A 13,882-nucleotide genomic window follows, 5' to 3' on the forward strand; every position below is an offset into this window, starting at 1 on the left:
GACATCTGGCGTGCAAAAACGTCGCTAAACTCATCCGTTACCGGGGTTATCGTCCACCGTGCCTGCTACAAACTGATCAAGGTCTATAACCGCGCCGGTCATCATGCTGGCCCCCTCAGAGGCGAGAAAACACGTCAACGCGGCGGGGTCTGCGGGCATCAGCAACCGCCCGAAAGGTTGCGATGCCCCGACCGTCTCGCGCCAATCCTCGGCCAGCCCATGTACGTCAACCTGTGTGCGTTGTTCGCCCGGGGTCCAGGTCCAGCCCAGATTGATCGCATGCACGCGAATACGGTCGCGCTTCAGCGCGTTCGCGGTGTTTTTTGTCAGCGCCACGAGCGCGGCCTTGCTGGCGGCATAAGTGGCCAGAAACGGTGGCCCACCATGGGCAAGCATGGACGTCACATTCACGATGGTGCCGCCGTTGGTCATCGCGGGCGTTACGCATTGCATCGTTAAAAGGGGCGCGCGTACATTGATCTGAAAGATAAAATCAAAGAGCTCTGCCGTCGTGTCCGTCAGGCCCCCACGCGCGGTGGTACCCGCTGCGTTTACCAGAACGTCAACTGTGCCCAAACCCGCGATGGCGTGCGGCAGGTCGCGCATCAACGCCTCGGCATCTTGCAGATCAATGGTCAGACATTGCACCTCAGCACCGGCGTCGCTCAGTGTGGAGGCAGTATCAGACAGCGCCGCGGCGTCGCGATCAATCAGCAGCAGGCGTTTGGTTCCCTGCGCGACAAGGTGCTCGGCACAGGCCGCACCCACGCCCTGTGCGGCACCTGTAATGATGGCAGTTTTGGTCATCTGCGTCTCCTTTATCCTGCAAAACGGGGTTCAGGGCGGCCCGTCACACCCAGCCCATCAATGCGAAACGTGGCGCCCCTCAACGGGCCATCGCCGGGATATTTTGGCAAAGGCGGTTCCGCCATTGAGGTCACGTAAAGCGTGCCAAGGTCTGCACCGCCGAAGGCAACCGATGTGACCTTACAAACGGGCATCTCGATCACCCGATCCACGGTTCCGTCAGGCATGAAACGGAAAATCCGGCCATCGAATACGCATGCCGACCAGATTCCGCCTTCGCCATCCACTGTCGCCCCATCCGGCGCGCCGCCGCGTTCCGTCGGCAGTGCGGCAAAGGTTCTGCGGTTGGCAACGCATCCAGTTTCCACGTTGTAATCGAAAGCAGAGATTTCACCTGAAAAACTATCCGAGAAATAGAGCGTCTGCCCGTCAGGTGACCAGCACGGGCCGTTGGAACAAATGATGCCCTTTTCCAGCGCGTGCAGGCTCATATCCGCGTCCAGACGCCAGAAAGTGCCGGTTGGCTCTGCCTCGCCGGTGTCCATCGAGCCACAGAGAAACCGTCCCTTCGGATCCACCTTTCCGTCGTTCAGGCGGTTGTTCGGTTGGTCGGGTTCCGGGTCGACGATATGCTGGGTCTCTCCACTGTCCAGATCCAAGGCGTGAAACCCGTCCGTCAGCGCCACGATTGCCCCGCCACCCGCCCGCAGGCACATCGACCCGATGGCCGAGGGTATGGTCCAAGCCCGCATTTCCGCACCTTCACTGGTGCAGCGAAAAATGCGGCACCCGAGGCTGTCAATGAACCAGAGCCGCTCGCCCTCCGTGTCCCAGAGCGGGCCCTCTCCCAGCAGGGGTTTGACGTCTGCAAGAACCGAAATCTGCATCAGAAGTTCACATCCTCCGCGCCCTTCAGGCCCAGAATGCCGCGGGCCTCATCCGAGCTGGCCATGCTCAGGCCCAGACCATCCAGCACCTTGCCAACGGCGGCGATCTGCTCTGCCGCACTTTGCGCGAGAACCCCCGGCCCGGCCCAAAGTGAATCTTCCAGCCCGACGCGCACATGCCCCCCCATCGCAGCGGACATGGCGGCGATACGCAATTGTGCGGCCCCGGCCCCCAGCACGGACCATGCGTATTCATCGCCCAGGTGGCGATCTGCAACCGCGCGCATCAAGGTGACATCTTCGGGGTCCGCGCCAATCCCGCCCAACAGGCCAAAAACAGTCTGCACGAAAGGTGTCCCCGTCACGAGGCCCCGGTCGATCATATGGCGCAGGTTGCGCAGGTGGGCCGTGTCGTAGCATTCGAACTCGAACCGCGTGCCATTGGGGGAACAAGCCGCCAGAACATGTTCGATATCAGCAAAGGTATTACGGAACACCAGATCGCGTGATCCCTCCAGATGCGCATTTTCCCACTCCTGCGGCAGGTCGGGAAAGCGGGCCTGCATCGGGTACAGACCAAAGTTCATCGACCCCATGTTGAGAGAGGCCAGTTCAGGGCGGAAGTGCGCAGCAGGTGCCACGCGTTCAGCCACCTGCATGAACGGGCTGCCGCCTGTGGTGACGTTGATGACTGCGCCGGTTTCCTTGAGGGCGGGCAGGATGCGACCAAAACCTGCAATGGATTGATCGGGTTGTCCGGTCTCGGGGTGGCGCGCATGCACGTGCAAAATAGCCGCGCCGGCCTGAGCGGCACGGCGACCTTCGGCAATGATCTGCTCTGGTGTGACGGGCAGGTGGGGCGACATGCCCGGTGTGTGGATTGCCCCGGTCAGGGCGGCGGTGACGATAACCTTGCGACTCATTCTGGGTCCTTTTCAGCAAGAAGGCGGGCGAGATGGGCCAGACGCGCATCGCGCCAACGAATGCGATCGGCGCGATCTTTTGTGGGCAATGCGGCCCGGCGGTGGTCGCTCAGGCGCGTTTGCAGAGCACTCTTCCAGTCCGGGCGGGATGGTCTGTCTCGCCCTATTTCGGCATAGGCCTGCCCATACCGATCCATGAAATCAGCTATGCCGCCGGGCGCGTTGAGGTCAATCGTCTCGAAGGGTCCCATGAAGGCCCATCGCCGCGCCAGACCGTCGCGCATGGCGGTATCGATATCACCCGGTGTTGCGATGCCCCGGTCCACCAGTGAAAATGCTTCGTCCAGCAAGGCACCCTGCAGGCGGTTCATGATGAAACCCTCGATCTCGCGGGTGGTCTCAATCGGGCTTTGTCCGATGGCGGACATCAGCGCACGGGTACGGGCCATGGTTTCAGTTGTCGTCGCCGGACCCGGGACAAGCTCGACCGCGGGGATAAGGTGGGGCGGGTTGAGGGGGTGCGCCACGAGGCAGCGCGCCGCCCCGGCCAGCCCGGTTACAAAGTCCGACGGCAAAAGCGCGGAACTGGAGCTTGCGATCACGGCCTCTGGATCAGCGGCGGCATCCAGCATGGCGAAAACCTCACGCTTGATGCGGGGGTCTTCAGGGGTATTTTCCTGTAGATGCACCGCACCCGCCAGCGCATCCTCGAGCCGATCGGCCGCCCTGATGCGGGCGTAAATGGAATGCGGTTCCCCTTTCTGGATCAATCCAAGGGTCGCCATGGCATCAAGGGATGCGGGAATCGCCTTCATCGCCTGTGCTGTCACGTCCCTGTCGCGATCATGCAAAGCCACGGTGCACCCCCCCCGTGCAAAAGCGATGGCCCAGGATTGACCGATCAACCCGGCCCCGATGATGGCAACATGCGCAGCGCTCACAACCGCACCCCGGTATCAGTTGCAAAGAGAAGGATGCCATCAGCAGCCACATCAACACCGACCTCCATGCCAAGGGTCAGCGTGGTATCGCCACTGGTGATGGCGCGGATCTCGGCGTCCGCAGTGCCCACCGTCACGATTGAAAAGGCACCCAGCCGTTCGATGTCACGCACGGGTGCCTGAACGGGACCAGTGCCACCCGGTGTCAAATGTACGGCTTCGGGACGCAGAGCCATCATCACCGGGCCTCTTCCCCGGACACCGGGGAATGTGCCAAGCGCGCAGGTAATGCCCTCGGGTCCGGTTGAGGCTTGCAGGACCGAAGGACGCGGCGCGCCAACCAGTTCGGCCACGGCCAGTGCCGCCGGATTGGCGTACACGTCGCCCGGCGGCCCGGTCTGTTCGATCTTGCCTGCGTTCAGAATGGCAAGCGTATCCGCGACGGCCATGGCCTCGTCGCAGTCATGGGTGACGTAAATGAAGGTATGACCCAACTCGGCCTGCAAACGTTTCAACTCCACCCGCATCCCGTCACGCAACCTCGCATCCAGCGCGGCAATCGGCTCGTCCATCATATAGGCCGCCGCGTCGCGCGACAGGGCGCGCCCGATGGCCACGCGCTGGCGCTCGCCACCTGACAGGGCAGCGGGTTTCTTTTGCAGGATGTGCCCGATCCCCAGCACATCCGTCAGCGCGTCGATGCGCTGCGTGATGTGGGCCTCATCCTTGCCACGGCGGCGCAGGGGAAAGGCGATGTTGTCGCGCGCCGTCAAATGCGGAAAGAGCGCGAGGTTCTGAAAGACCATCGCAAGATCGCGCGCCATGGGAGCTGCGTTCGTGACATCCCGCCCGTCGATCAGAATGTGCCCCGCATCGACCTGTTCAAGTCCCAGCAGCAGCCGTAACAGAACCGATTTGCCTGCGCCCGGCGGGCCAAAGATCGAGGTGAAGCTGCCATCGGGCAGGGTCAGGCTGACATTCTGCAGCGCGGGTTGGCCAGCGTAAGATTTGGAGACGTTTTCAAGGCGTATCTCTGCCATGTCAGGAACTCTCCCCATGGGTCAGGCGCAAACCGGTTTTCGGATCGAACAGATGCGATTTCGCCAGATCCGGCATCAACGAAACAAGATCACCTGCAGCCAGTGGCGTGCTGCGCTCCCAGGTGCCAAGCACGCGCGTCGTGCCCAGATCAAAATGACCGATCCGGCGACGGCCCACAGTTTCAACCAGAATGGTGCGCGCAGAGATGCCCGTGTCGCTCAACGTCATGTCTTCGGGCCTGACACCAAGTAATAATTCTGACCCGCCGTGAGCGTTCGCCTTTGCCTGCAGTCGCGCATCAAGTTGCAGCGGGCCGGAGGGCGTGGTGGCCGCCCCTTCGGACATTTTCAGCGGGATCAGGTTCATCGACGGCGCGCCGATGAAGCCCGCAACGAACGTGTTGTGAGGACGTGCATAGATCTCGGCGGGTGAGGCGAATTGCTGAAGGGTCGCGTTGTCCATCACGGCAATGCGATCGGCCAGACCCATCGCCTCGATCTGATCATGGGTCACGTAGACCATCGTCTGTTTCAGGCTGCGTTGCAGTGACCGTAAATCCGAGCGCATCTTTTCGCGAAAGGCCGCATCAAGGTTTGACAGCGGTTCATCGAGCAAAAAGATCGACGGCTCCACAATGGCGGAGCGTCCAATCGCAAGCTTCTGCATCTCGTTCACCGACAAAGAGGCAGAGGGCGCATCAAGGCGATGCGACAAGGCCATGAACTCCGCCATCTCACCGACGCGGCGATCAGTTTCTGCACGGGGTACGCCCTGCACCTCCAGCCCAAAAGCCAGATTGCCACGCACGGACATATGCGTGAACAGCGCATAGTTCTGAAAGACAAAACCCACGCCACGCCTGTCCATCGGCACCTGCGTCACGTCACGCCCATCGAAATGGATGCTGCCCTCATTTGGGGCCTCAATGCCGGCAATCATGTTCATGGTTGTGGACTTACCGCAACCGGAGGGACCTAAGATAGCCACAAATTCCGCATCCCTGATCGCAAGGTTCATGCTTTGAACGGCGGTGAAACTGCCAAACCTTTTGGTCGTTCCCTCCAGTGTAACGCTGGCCATCAGGCATCCCCCCCGCGCCGGTTGACGGCCGCCATGATCAATGCCGTCAAAACAGACAGCAGCACCAGCACCGTGATCCCTATGGCTGCGACATAGGACCATTCGAGGTCCTGAAAGGTCCGCTTATAGAGAAACAGGGACAGCGATTCAGTGGCTACACCCGGCCCGCCGCCGGTCATGACAAACAACATGTCGAAAATCTTGAAACACTCGATGACGCGCAGGCCAATGGCGATGGCGATCACCGTCTTGATCCGGGGTAACGCGATGCGCATGAATCGCTGACGCCAGTTCGCACCAAGCAGGGTGGCCGCGCGCATCTGATCGTCCGGGACACTCATCAGACCGGCAAAGAGAATGAGGAACATCAGCGGCGTCCATTGCCAGACATCGGCAATCACAACCGCGATGAAAGCACGGGTGGTGTCGTTGAGCCAGTTAACATCAAGTGCACCCGGCCAGACGGTTGAGAGGGCAGCGTTGAGCGGACCTGTCTGCTGAAAAATCAGGAAGAATATATAGCCTGCCACCGCAGGCACGATCATCATCGGCATCAGGATCAGAGAATAAAGCACGGGACGCGCCGCAACACCCTCGTAGAACAGCGCGGCGAGGGCCAGACCCAGACCGACCTCGATCGGTACGGCGACAGCGACGAACAGCAGGGTCCGCCAGACCGATCCCCAAAGGTCGGGATCGGTGAACAGATACGTGTAATTGTCGACCCATGCCCAGGACCGCCAGGCGTGATACCAGGGATCGCCGTCCAGCGGTGTCCACCATGTGAGCGAGATATAGATCTGCATGACCAGGGGAAAAGCCACGATGAAAATCAAGAGCACGACCGTCGGTGTCAGCAGGCGCCGGGCCAGACCGCGCCGCGCGTCGTCAAGGTCACTGCCGGTCGGGTCAGGTGTCTGTGCATCGCTCATTGCTTGAGTGCTCCGAAAGTCAGGCCGCGCACCAGAAACCGCTGGATCGAAATACCCAACACGATGGGTGGTATGGCAGCGATCAGGCCAAGAGCGGCCTTGGCCCCGTAAAGCTGCCCCGAGGCGGCTGTCGCGAGAGAGTTCATATAGACGGGAATGGTCGTCCATTCCTTGCGTGTCAGCAGCAGCGCGATCAGGTAATCCGACCAGTTCAGGATAAAGATGAACAGCGCTGTGGACGCTACGGCGGAGGCGACGATGGGCAGCACGATCTGGCGGAATGCCTCAAAGGGGGTGCAGCCCTCGACGATGGCGGCCTCCTCTATCTCGCGGGGCAGCTCGTCGAAATAGGCCTTCATCAACCAGTAGGAAAACGGCAGCGTCACGATGCCATAAATCAGCGACAGCCCCCACCACGTATCAATCATGCCCAGAAAAGCCCACATGATCATCACCGGGATCATCACGGCGAGGGGCGGAAAGATGCGTAGCTGCAAAAGTGACAAACCGATGCTTTGCGCGATTTTCTCACGGCTGACGGCGTAGGCGGCAGCCGTACCGCACACCACCGCGATCAACGTGCCGACCACCGAGGTCAGCAGCGAGGCAAAGAGCGGCCCCCAGACTGTGCGGTCCAGACCGACCGGTTGATCCGGGCTTTGCCCTGTGAACACATAGCGGAAATTGTCCCACGTGGGATCCTTGGGCAGAAAGGTCAGGCCCCCGGCCGCAGAGGTCCATTCAGCCGCCGGTTTGAACGCCATCGTCGCCATCCATGAGATCGGCAAAAACGCGATTGCGGCGAAAAGGGCGACCGCGAGGGTGCGCAGGAAAAGTCCGGTCATCGGCGACTCCGGGTCATTAGGTTGGGGGTGTGTCCCCGGACCGCGCGGCCCGGGGTAAGGGATCGGTTATTCGACGATGGTCGGCCAGGCGGCCCGGCTCGCCTGAATGACCGGGATCATCTTGTCCTCGCCCTTGCGCCGGATCGTCCGCTCCCATTTGCGCTGCGCCGATTTCATGGCATCCTCGGGTGATTTTTGCCCGGTGAGGGCGGCCTGCAACTCTTCGTCCAGCGCGGTATCCAAGGCGGTCTGTCCAGCAAAGTTGATCGTCGGCGCGGAGCGTGCAATCGTCTCGCGGATCGCGTCCATCATATAGGGGTGATAGGTTTCCTCCACGAAGGGTTCCGAGAAGTTTGCCTTCTGGAAGGGATCAAAATACCCGGCGGGGTTGCCCGCCATCCATGAATAGGTCCGCGTCGAACTGAGCCACTGCAGGAAAAGGTATGCGGCCTCCGGGTTGGCGCTGCGCGAGCTGACAGTACCGGTGATGTTGTAATAGATCACCGATCGGCGCACGAGGCCGTCGTCATGCTGCACACCCGGCGGGGCATAGGCCGACAACATACCCGCCGCAGGGCTTGCAGGGGTGCCGTCCGCGTTCATCCGGTCCACGAATTTGGTCACGTTGGTGTAGGTGGTCAGATGCGGTGTCTGGCCGGACCCGATACCGGAATACCCTTTGGCATAGGTCCAGGACAGCGCATCCGGATGCGCCCACTCTCGCGTGGCGACATATTCGGTCGCCGCCTTGATTGCCTGATCGGTATCGAGGTTGGGGCGACCGTCTTCGTCGAACCAATACATATTGGGCACGGCCTGTGCTGCAAAGCGCGCATAGAACCGGGGCAGACCCCAGAACGGAGCCATATCGTTGCCATTGCCGTAAATCGGCGTGCCGCCCAGACCGGTCCGACCCGTGAAAAACGCGCTGATGTTGTCGCTTTCTTCCCATGTGGTGGGTGGGGCGAGGGCGCGACCATTGGCGGCCTCGTAATCGGCACCATGCTCTTCGAAGTAATTCGCGTTGTAGACCCAAGTCTGGAAATCGCCATCCAGCGAAGCGCCGTAATAGTCACCACCGTATTTATAAAGCAGCTCCGCCGTTTGTGCCGTGGGCGTGCCGCGTTCCTCATCGGCCCAGTCAGGCTGATGCTTGGCGACGAACTCATTGAGGTTCATCGCCCCGCCGGATTCCACCAGATCGCCAAGGCTGTTCCAAGGATGGGTGTAGATATCAAAGGCACCCGATTGCGTCGTCACGTCCTGCAACACGCGCTTCCAGATGTCACCTGCGGGCGCGCCGATGATCTCGATCTCAACGCCTGTTTCGGCTTCCCAAACCTCCTTGACCGAAGGGCCAGAGGGGAAAGGCTGCGTGATTTGACCGATGGCACCGTCGGTCAGAAGCATGGTGATCTTGGCCGGTGCCGTACCGTCAGCGACCATTTTCTTCATCGCCTCAATGGCTCGGCCTTCAGACATGGATTCGTCATATTGAAACCGCTCCGCACCGGGAAAGCCGGTGGGTCCACCAGTCATGCCGGAGGCTAAACTGGATGCATGTGCCGGGCGCAGAAAGCGTGGATTGAGGCCAATCGCACCGAGCGCTGTCATGGTGGCAGCACCGCGCATTAAGCTGCGTCGTGTCATAGTGTTTTTCATATTGGTCCCTCCCCGGACATTGGCGGCGAAAGCGACTCGCCACTTCTTAACGGTATGAGGAAACGTTTACATACGTCAAGTGTGCAAACTAGGCGCTAATACTGAGGTGCGAGAATTTTGGGGATGGCAGAACAAATAACATACTAAAATATAGTTTATTTTCAATATTTTACCAAATTGATCGTTGAGAGGTTAAGAGATCATCTTGACAGACAGGCGTCAATTTCGCCTACTCATCAAAGAAAACGTTTACACTAAATGTTGTTTCTCGGAACTGGGGAACGCTTCAACGGGAGGAAGAAAAGTGAAAACAATCAAAGGACCGGGTCTGTTTCTGGGGCAATTTGCAGGGGATGAGGCGCCATTCAATAGCCTGCCTGCGATTTCGAAGTGGTGTGCCGATTCGGGGTTTGAAGCGATTCAGCTGCCGATGTGGGACCAGCGTTTCATTGACGTGCAGAAAGCAGCGGACTCCAAGGATTATGCGGACGAGCTTGTCGGCATCGCCAAGGAGAATGGCGTCGTCATTTGCGACACGGCCAGCCACATTCAGGGTCAGCTTTGCGCTGTACACCCGGCTTATGACACTTGGATGGATGGTTTGTGTCCGCCCGAAGTGCGCGGCAATCGCAAAGCGCGGCAGGAATGGGCCGTGGGCCAGCTAAAGGCTTGCGCACATGCCTCCAAAAACATGGGGCTGACGGAACACGCGACATTCTCCGGCGCGCTGGCCTGGCCGTTCTGGTATCCCTTTCCGCAGCGTGATGGTGCCCTGATCGACGAGGCATTCAGCGAACTGGCCCGAATCTGGACACCCATTCTGGATGTGTATGAAGAATGCGGCGTCGACTTGTGTTTCGAGATTCACCCGACAGAAGATCTGTTCGACGGTATCACCTTTGAGATGTTTCTGGAAAAGACCGGCAACCACAACCGCTGCCACATCAACTATGACGCCAGCCATTTCGTGAAACAGGGCCTCGACTATGTCCAGTTCATCGATTTCTACCATGAGCGGATCAAGATGTTCCACGTCAAGGATTCCGAATTCAATCCGACCGGCAAACAGGGCTTCCTGTCAGGCTATCAACCCTGGCTGAAACGTGCAGCGCGCGACCGCAGTCTTGGGGACGGCCAGACCGATTTCGGAGCTATCTTTTCGAAACTAACCGAATATGACTTTGACGGCTGGGCGGTCTATGAATGGGAAGACTGCATCGAACATCCAGAGGATGCGGCCCCCAAAGGTGCTCAGTTCATCCGCGATCACATCCGCCGGGTGACCGATAAAACCTTCGACGATTTTGCCGGTGGCAAGGGCGACACCTCCGGGGTGCGCGCCATCCTCGGGCTGGAGTAAGCCCATGGCGATTGAATCATTCGGAGCCTCAGGCGCGGCCAAGCGGCTGCGGCTGGGCATGGTCGGCGGCGGGCAGGGCGCGTTCATCGGTGCGGTGCACCGTATGGCGGCCCGGCTCGACGACAAATTCATGCTGGTGGCGGGTGCGCTTTCGGCAGATGCCGAGCGGGCGCGGGCGTCGGGGGCTGAACTGGGCCTTGACCCCGAACGTACCTATGACAGCTGGACGGACATGCTGGAAAAGGAAGTCGCCCGCAAAGATGGCATTGATGTAGTGTCGATCGTGACACCGAACCACTTGCACTATGACATCGCAAAGGCATTCCTGCAAAAGGGCATCCACGTCATCTGCGACAAACCGATGACCGTGACACTGGAAGAATCCCTCGATCTGGTCAGAACTGCGGACGCGTCCGGGGCAGTGTTCGTGCTGACCCAGAACAACACCGGCTATCCGCTGGTACGTCAGGCGCGCAAGATGGTGGCGGACGGAACCCTTGGGGACATTCAGGTGATCCGCACGTCCTACGTTCAGGACTGGCTGACCACCGCGCTGGACGCCGAGGGTCAGAAGCAGGCGGCTTGGCGCACCGATCCCGCGCAGGCCGGGGCCGGTGGATCCATCGGCGACATCGGTGTGCACGCCTTCAACCTTGCAGCTTTCATCTCGGGATTGGAGCTGGAGGAGGTCTGCGCCGACATGCGTTCTTACGTGCCGGGTCGGCAGTTGGACGACAACGCGAACGTCCTGCTGCGTTATAAGGGCGGTGCCACGGGGACGCTCTGGACCTCGCAGGTGGCGCCGGGCAACTACAACCGTCTGTCCATCGGAATCTATGGTACCAAGGGCGGGCTGGAATGGGTCGGCGAGGACAACGACAACCTCTACTATACGCCATTTGGCGAACCGACCCGCTGCATAACGCGCGGGGGTCCGGGGGCGATGGACGTGGCCAATGCGGCAACCCGAATGCCACCCCGCCACCCTGAGGGTTATATCGAAGGTTTCGGCAACGTCTATTCGAACGCGGCTGAAGTCATCTGGGCCACCAAGGATGCGCGTGACCCTGACCCGATGGCGACGGACGTACCCACGGTGCGCGACGGGGCCAAGGGCCTTGCCTTCATCGAAGCCTGTGTACGCTCGGCTAAAGACGGGGCAAACTGGCAAAAGGTTGCGGCGGTCGACTGACGTGCCGCTTTGACGTCGCGCTGATCTCCCGGCGGCGCGGCGTCGCATTCGCGAAAGGGTGCCATGGAGATCAACGAAATCACGCGTCGTTCCGCACATGGGCGCGCTCTTGCCGATCTGAAACTTGTGACTGTCGCGGATGGTCCGGGTACCGGCGGCAGGTTGCTGCAACTGCGCACGCCCGCCGGGCTTGCCGCCGATATCGCCCTTGACCGCGGCGGTGATCTTCTTCGCCTGTCGTGGAAAGGCCGCGAGGTTAGCTGGCATTCTGCCGCCATGGCCCCGCATCCCTCGCCCAATACGGACGCCGAACATGGTCTTGGATTTCTGCGCGGATTTGATGGTTTCATCGTCACATGCGGATTGGACCACCACGGCCTGCCTGCCGAGACGTCCGCAGACGACGCTTGCTATCCGCCGCGCGATGTTCACGTACACCCTTTGCATGGGCGCATTTCGACCGCCCGCGCTGATCTTGTTACCAAAGAGATCGACTGGCAGGCCGGCGAAATCGTGATACGTCTGGTGATCCGCCAGACATCCGTCTTTGGCGAAAACCTCGAATTGCAGCGGGACTATCGCTTTGCCCTTGAGCAGGGCGATATCATATTGACGGACCGCGTCACCAACCGCGGATTTCGCCCTGCCCGCCATGGTATTCTATATCATGTGAACGTCGGCTTTCCGGTTCTCTGCGAGACCGCGCGCCTTACCGGAGAGCACTGGGAATTGGCCAAGCTGATGGAGATGGGCGCGCTCCCGAAAGATGACCATGTCGAGAATGTCGATGTTGCGCCGTCACCCCCGGATGGTCAGATCGGACTGAGGGGCGGGGGTGTCGATCTGTCGTTGCGCTATGATCCGTCCAGCCTGCCCGTCACGGCGCTGTGGCGTGCTTTCCAGTCCGGGACCTATGCGCTTGGGCTCGAACCACAAACGGATCTTTCAGATAAAAGTACGGCATTGCTGGCAGCCGGTGAAGAGAGGGGCTATAGGTTGCATATTTCTGTTCAGGACACACAAGAGGATGTGCTGCCCTGAAAAACACGAAAGGCTGCGCACGATATGACCTCTCCCAGCGGCAAGGCTTCGATCAAGGATGTGGCGCGCGCGGCCGGGGTGTCCATCGCCAGCGTCAGCCGTGCCATGAATGCAGGAACGGGCGGCGTCTCGGCGGCTACCCGCGCTAAGGTCGAAAAAGCGGCGGCTGAGCTGAACTACAGCCCCTCATGGGTCGGACAGGCATTGCGTGGGCAGACCAATGATACCTATGCGATGATCATATCCTCGATACAGAACAACTTCTTTTCCGCAGTCGCCTGGGAGATCGAACGCAGGTTGAATGATCAGGGCGCCGCGATGCTGCTGTTCAATTCGAACGAAGATCCGGCGCTGCAAGACAGGTGCCTGCGCGAAGTGACCTCGAGGCAAGTTGCAGGGGTCTTTCTGCTATGTGCGGTCGATAGTCCCGGATTGACGGCGTTGGCCAAACATACATCTGTTTTGTTCATCAACCGGCGTGTCGACTCCATGCCTGATATTCCCTTTGTCGGCATCGATGATCGATCCGCAGCCACCGAAGTGGCGCGCGCCGTGCTGCGTGAAAAGCCCGACCGCATCGGTTTGATCCATGGCCCGCAACGTTCAGCCACCAGCAGGGTTCGGCTGGAAGGTTTCCTGTCAGCTTTCGCCGCTGGTGGACGTCCGATGCAGCCCGCTGATATGGTTGAAGCAGAGCTGTCGATGGAATCCGGATATGACGCCGCACGCCGCTTGTTCAATGAGGGCAACTTCGATGCGCTCGTTTGTGGCAATGATCAGATAGCCTACGGTGCCTACCGCCGTTGTCGTGAGATAGGGCTGACCATACCGGGTGATGCTGCGATATATGGCTTTGACGATAATCCGTTGAACCAATGGCTGGCACCGTGGCTCAACACGGTCAGCGTACCTCATATTCGTTTCGCAGAAGAGGCCGTTCAGGGCATGGCGATGCTGATCGATGGAAAGCGGCCCCAAGACGCAATCCTTCCCTATGATCTTCTTCTGCGACGCTAGGCTGAAACGGTCCGAACACGCGGCGGCTGGCAGGTGCACTGCTTTTGCGGATTGAAGCGCACGGGCCACAGAACGACACCGCGCTTCTGTCCAATGAGGGACCATTCGCGCCTGATAGATCAGGTTTGTGTTCTTGATCACAGGTCTGGTAGAA

General features: G+C 60.0%; 13 protein-coding genes. 4 read left to right on the forward strand and 9 right to left on the reverse strand.

Translation table 11 applies throughout. The annotated features are described in order from the left end of the window. Positions 1 to 30: 30 nt before the first annotated feature. From K5Q35_RS07300 to K5Q35_RS07340, 9 genes are all read right to left on the reverse strand, one after another. Positions 31 to 807: an oxidoreductase gene (locus tag K5Q35_RS07300; protein ID WP_220799048.1), complete on the reverse strand. Its 777-nt coding sequence runs from the start codon at positions 805 to 807 to the stop codon at positions 31 to 33. An 11-nt stretch (positions 808 to 818) separates the two neighbouring features. Continuing rightward, positions 819 to 1,694, reverse strand: a complete 876-nt coding sequence (locus K5Q35_RS07305; protein ID WP_220799049.1) for an SMP-30/gluconolactonase/LRE family protein — start codon at positions 1,692 to 1,694, stop codon at positions 819 to 821. Further along, positions 1,694 to 2,617 (reverse strand): 3-keto-5-aminohexanoate cleavage protein, encoded by a 924-nt coding sequence (locus K5Q35_RS07310; protein WP_220799050.1) that lies wholly within the window; start codon positions 2,615 to 2,617, stop codon positions 1,694 to 1,696. Before K5Q35_RS07310 ends, K5Q35_RS07305 begins: the two co-directional genes overlap by 1 nt. Beyond that, positions 2,614 to 3,558: a 3-hydroxyacyl-CoA dehydrogenase gene (locus tag K5Q35_RS07315; RefSeq protein WP_220799051.1), complete on the reverse strand. Its 945-nt coding sequence runs from the start codon at positions 3,556 to 3,558 to the stop codon at positions 2,614 to 2,616. Before K5Q35_RS07315 ends, K5Q35_RS07310 begins: the two co-directional genes overlap by 4 nt. Further along, positions 3,555 to 4,598, reverse strand: a complete 1,044-nt coding sequence (locus tag K5Q35_RS07320) for an ABC transporter ATP-binding protein (protein WP_220799052.1) — start codon at positions 4,596 to 4,598, stop codon at positions 3,555 to 3,557. The genes K5Q35_RS07315 and K5Q35_RS07320 overlap by 4 nt, the downstream gene beginning before the upstream one ends. A gap of 1 nt (position 4,599) precedes the next feature. Then, a complete protein-coding gene (locus tag K5Q35_RS07325; protein WP_220799053.1) occupies positions 4,600 to 5,679 on the reverse strand; it encodes an ABC transporter ATP-binding protein in 1,080 nt (359 codons plus the stop codon). Then, complete coding sequence (locus K5Q35_RS07330; RefSeq protein WP_220799054.1) at positions 5,679 to 6,611, reverse strand: carbohydrate ABC transporter permease; 933 nt, start codon at positions 6,609 to 6,611, stop codon at positions 5,679 to 5,681. The genes K5Q35_RS07325 and K5Q35_RS07330 overlap by 1 nt, the downstream gene beginning before the upstream one ends. Further along, entirely contained in the window at positions 6,608 to 7,456 is an 849-nt protein-coding gene (locus K5Q35_RS07335) for a carbohydrate ABC transporter permease (RefSeq protein ID WP_013964100.1), read from the reverse strand. The genes K5Q35_RS07330 and K5Q35_RS07335 overlap by 4 nt, the downstream gene beginning before the upstream one ends. Positions 7,457 to 7,522: 66 nt before the next feature. Beyond that, positions 7,523 to 9,118, reverse strand: a complete 1,596-nt coding sequence (locus tag K5Q35_RS07340) for an ABC transporter substrate-binding protein (protein WP_220799055.1) — start codon at positions 9,116 to 9,118, stop codon at positions 7,523 to 7,525. Positions 9,119 to 9,422: 304 nt separating this feature from the next. Here K5Q35_RS07340 and K5Q35_RS07345 point away from each other — a divergent pair, with 304 nt between their 5' ends. The 4 genes from K5Q35_RS07345 to K5Q35_RS07360 all read left to right on the forward strand — a co-directional run bounded on the left by K5Q35_RS07345 (position 9,423) and on the right by K5Q35_RS07360 (position 13,728). Further along, positions 9,423 to 10,478, forward strand: a complete 1,056-nt coding sequence (locus K5Q35_RS07345) for a sugar phosphate isomerase/epimerase (RefSeq protein ID WP_220799056.1) — start codon at positions 9,423 to 9,425, stop codon at positions 10,476 to 10,478. Between the two features lie 4 nt (positions 10,479 to 10,482). Further along, a complete protein-coding gene (locus tag K5Q35_RS07350; RefSeq protein ID WP_220799057.1) occupies positions 10,483 to 11,670 on the forward strand; it encodes a Gfo/Idh/MocA family protein in 1,188 nt (395 codons plus the stop codon). Positions 11,671 to 11,733: 63 nt separating this feature from the next. Then, positions 11,734 to 12,711 carry an aldose 1-epimerase family protein gene (locus K5Q35_RS07355; RefSeq protein WP_220799058.1) on the forward strand — a complete coding sequence of 326 codons (978 nt, stop codon included), beginning with the start codon at positions 11,734 to 11,736 and terminating at the stop codon, positions 12,709 to 12,711. Positions 12,712 to 12,735: 24 nt separating this feature from the next. Then, entirely contained in the window at positions 12,736 to 13,728 is a 993-nt protein-coding gene (locus tag K5Q35_RS07360) for a LacI family DNA-binding transcriptional regulator (RefSeq protein ID WP_220799059.1), read from the forward strand. Positions 13,729 to 13,882: the final 154 nt, after the last annotated feature.

The organism is Roseobacter sp. OBYS 0001, assembly GCF_019654895.1.
GTDB classification, from domain to species: Bacteria; Pseudomonadota; Alphaproteobacteria; order Rhodobacterales; family Rhodobacteraceae; genus Roseobacter; species Roseobacter litoralis.

Coding starts and splice junctions, on each gene's coding strand:
- K5Q35_RS07300 (WP_220799048.1), bottom strand. CDS start 807: ATGACCAAAACTGCCATCATTACAGGTGCCGCACAGGGCGTGGGTGCG.
- K5Q35_RS07305 (WP_220799049.1), bottom strand. CDS start 1,694: ATGCAGATTTCGGTTCTTGCAGACGTCAAACCCCTGCTGGGAGAGGGC.
- K5Q35_RS07310 (WP_220799050.1), bottom strand. CDS start 2,617: ATGAGTCGCAAGGTTATCGTCACCGCCGCCCTGACCGGGGCAATCCAC.
- K5Q35_RS07320 (WP_220799052.1), bottom strand. CDS start 4,598: ATGGCAGAGATACGCCTTGAAAACGTCTCCAAATCTTACGCTGGCCAA.
- K5Q35_RS07325 (WP_220799053.1), bottom strand. CDS start 5,679: ATGGCCAGCGTTACACTGGAGGGAACGACCAAAAGGTTTGGCAGTTTC.
- K5Q35_RS07330 (WP_220799054.1), bottom strand. CDS start 6,611: ATGAGCGATGCACAGACACCTGACCCGACCGGCAGTGACCTTGACGAC.
- K5Q35_RS07335 (WP_013964100.1), bottom strand. CDS start 7,456: ATGACCGGACTTTTCCTGCGCACCCTCGCGGTCGCCCTTTTCGCCGCA.
- K5Q35_RS07340 (WP_220799055.1), bottom strand. CDS start 9,118: ATGAAAAACACTATGACACGACGCAGCTTAATGCGCGGTGCTGCCACC.
- K5Q35_RS07350 (WP_220799057.1), top strand. CDS start 10,483: ATGGCGATTGAATCATTCGGAGCCTCAGGCGCGGCCAAGCGGCTGCGG.
- K5Q35_RS07355 (WP_220799058.1), top strand. CDS start 11,734: ATGGAGATCAACGAAATCACGCGTCGTTCCGCACATGGGCGCGCTCTT.
- K5Q35_RS07360 (WP_220799059.1), top strand. CDS start 12,736: ATGACCTCTCCCAGCGGCAAGGCTTCGATCAAGGATGTGGCGCGCGCG.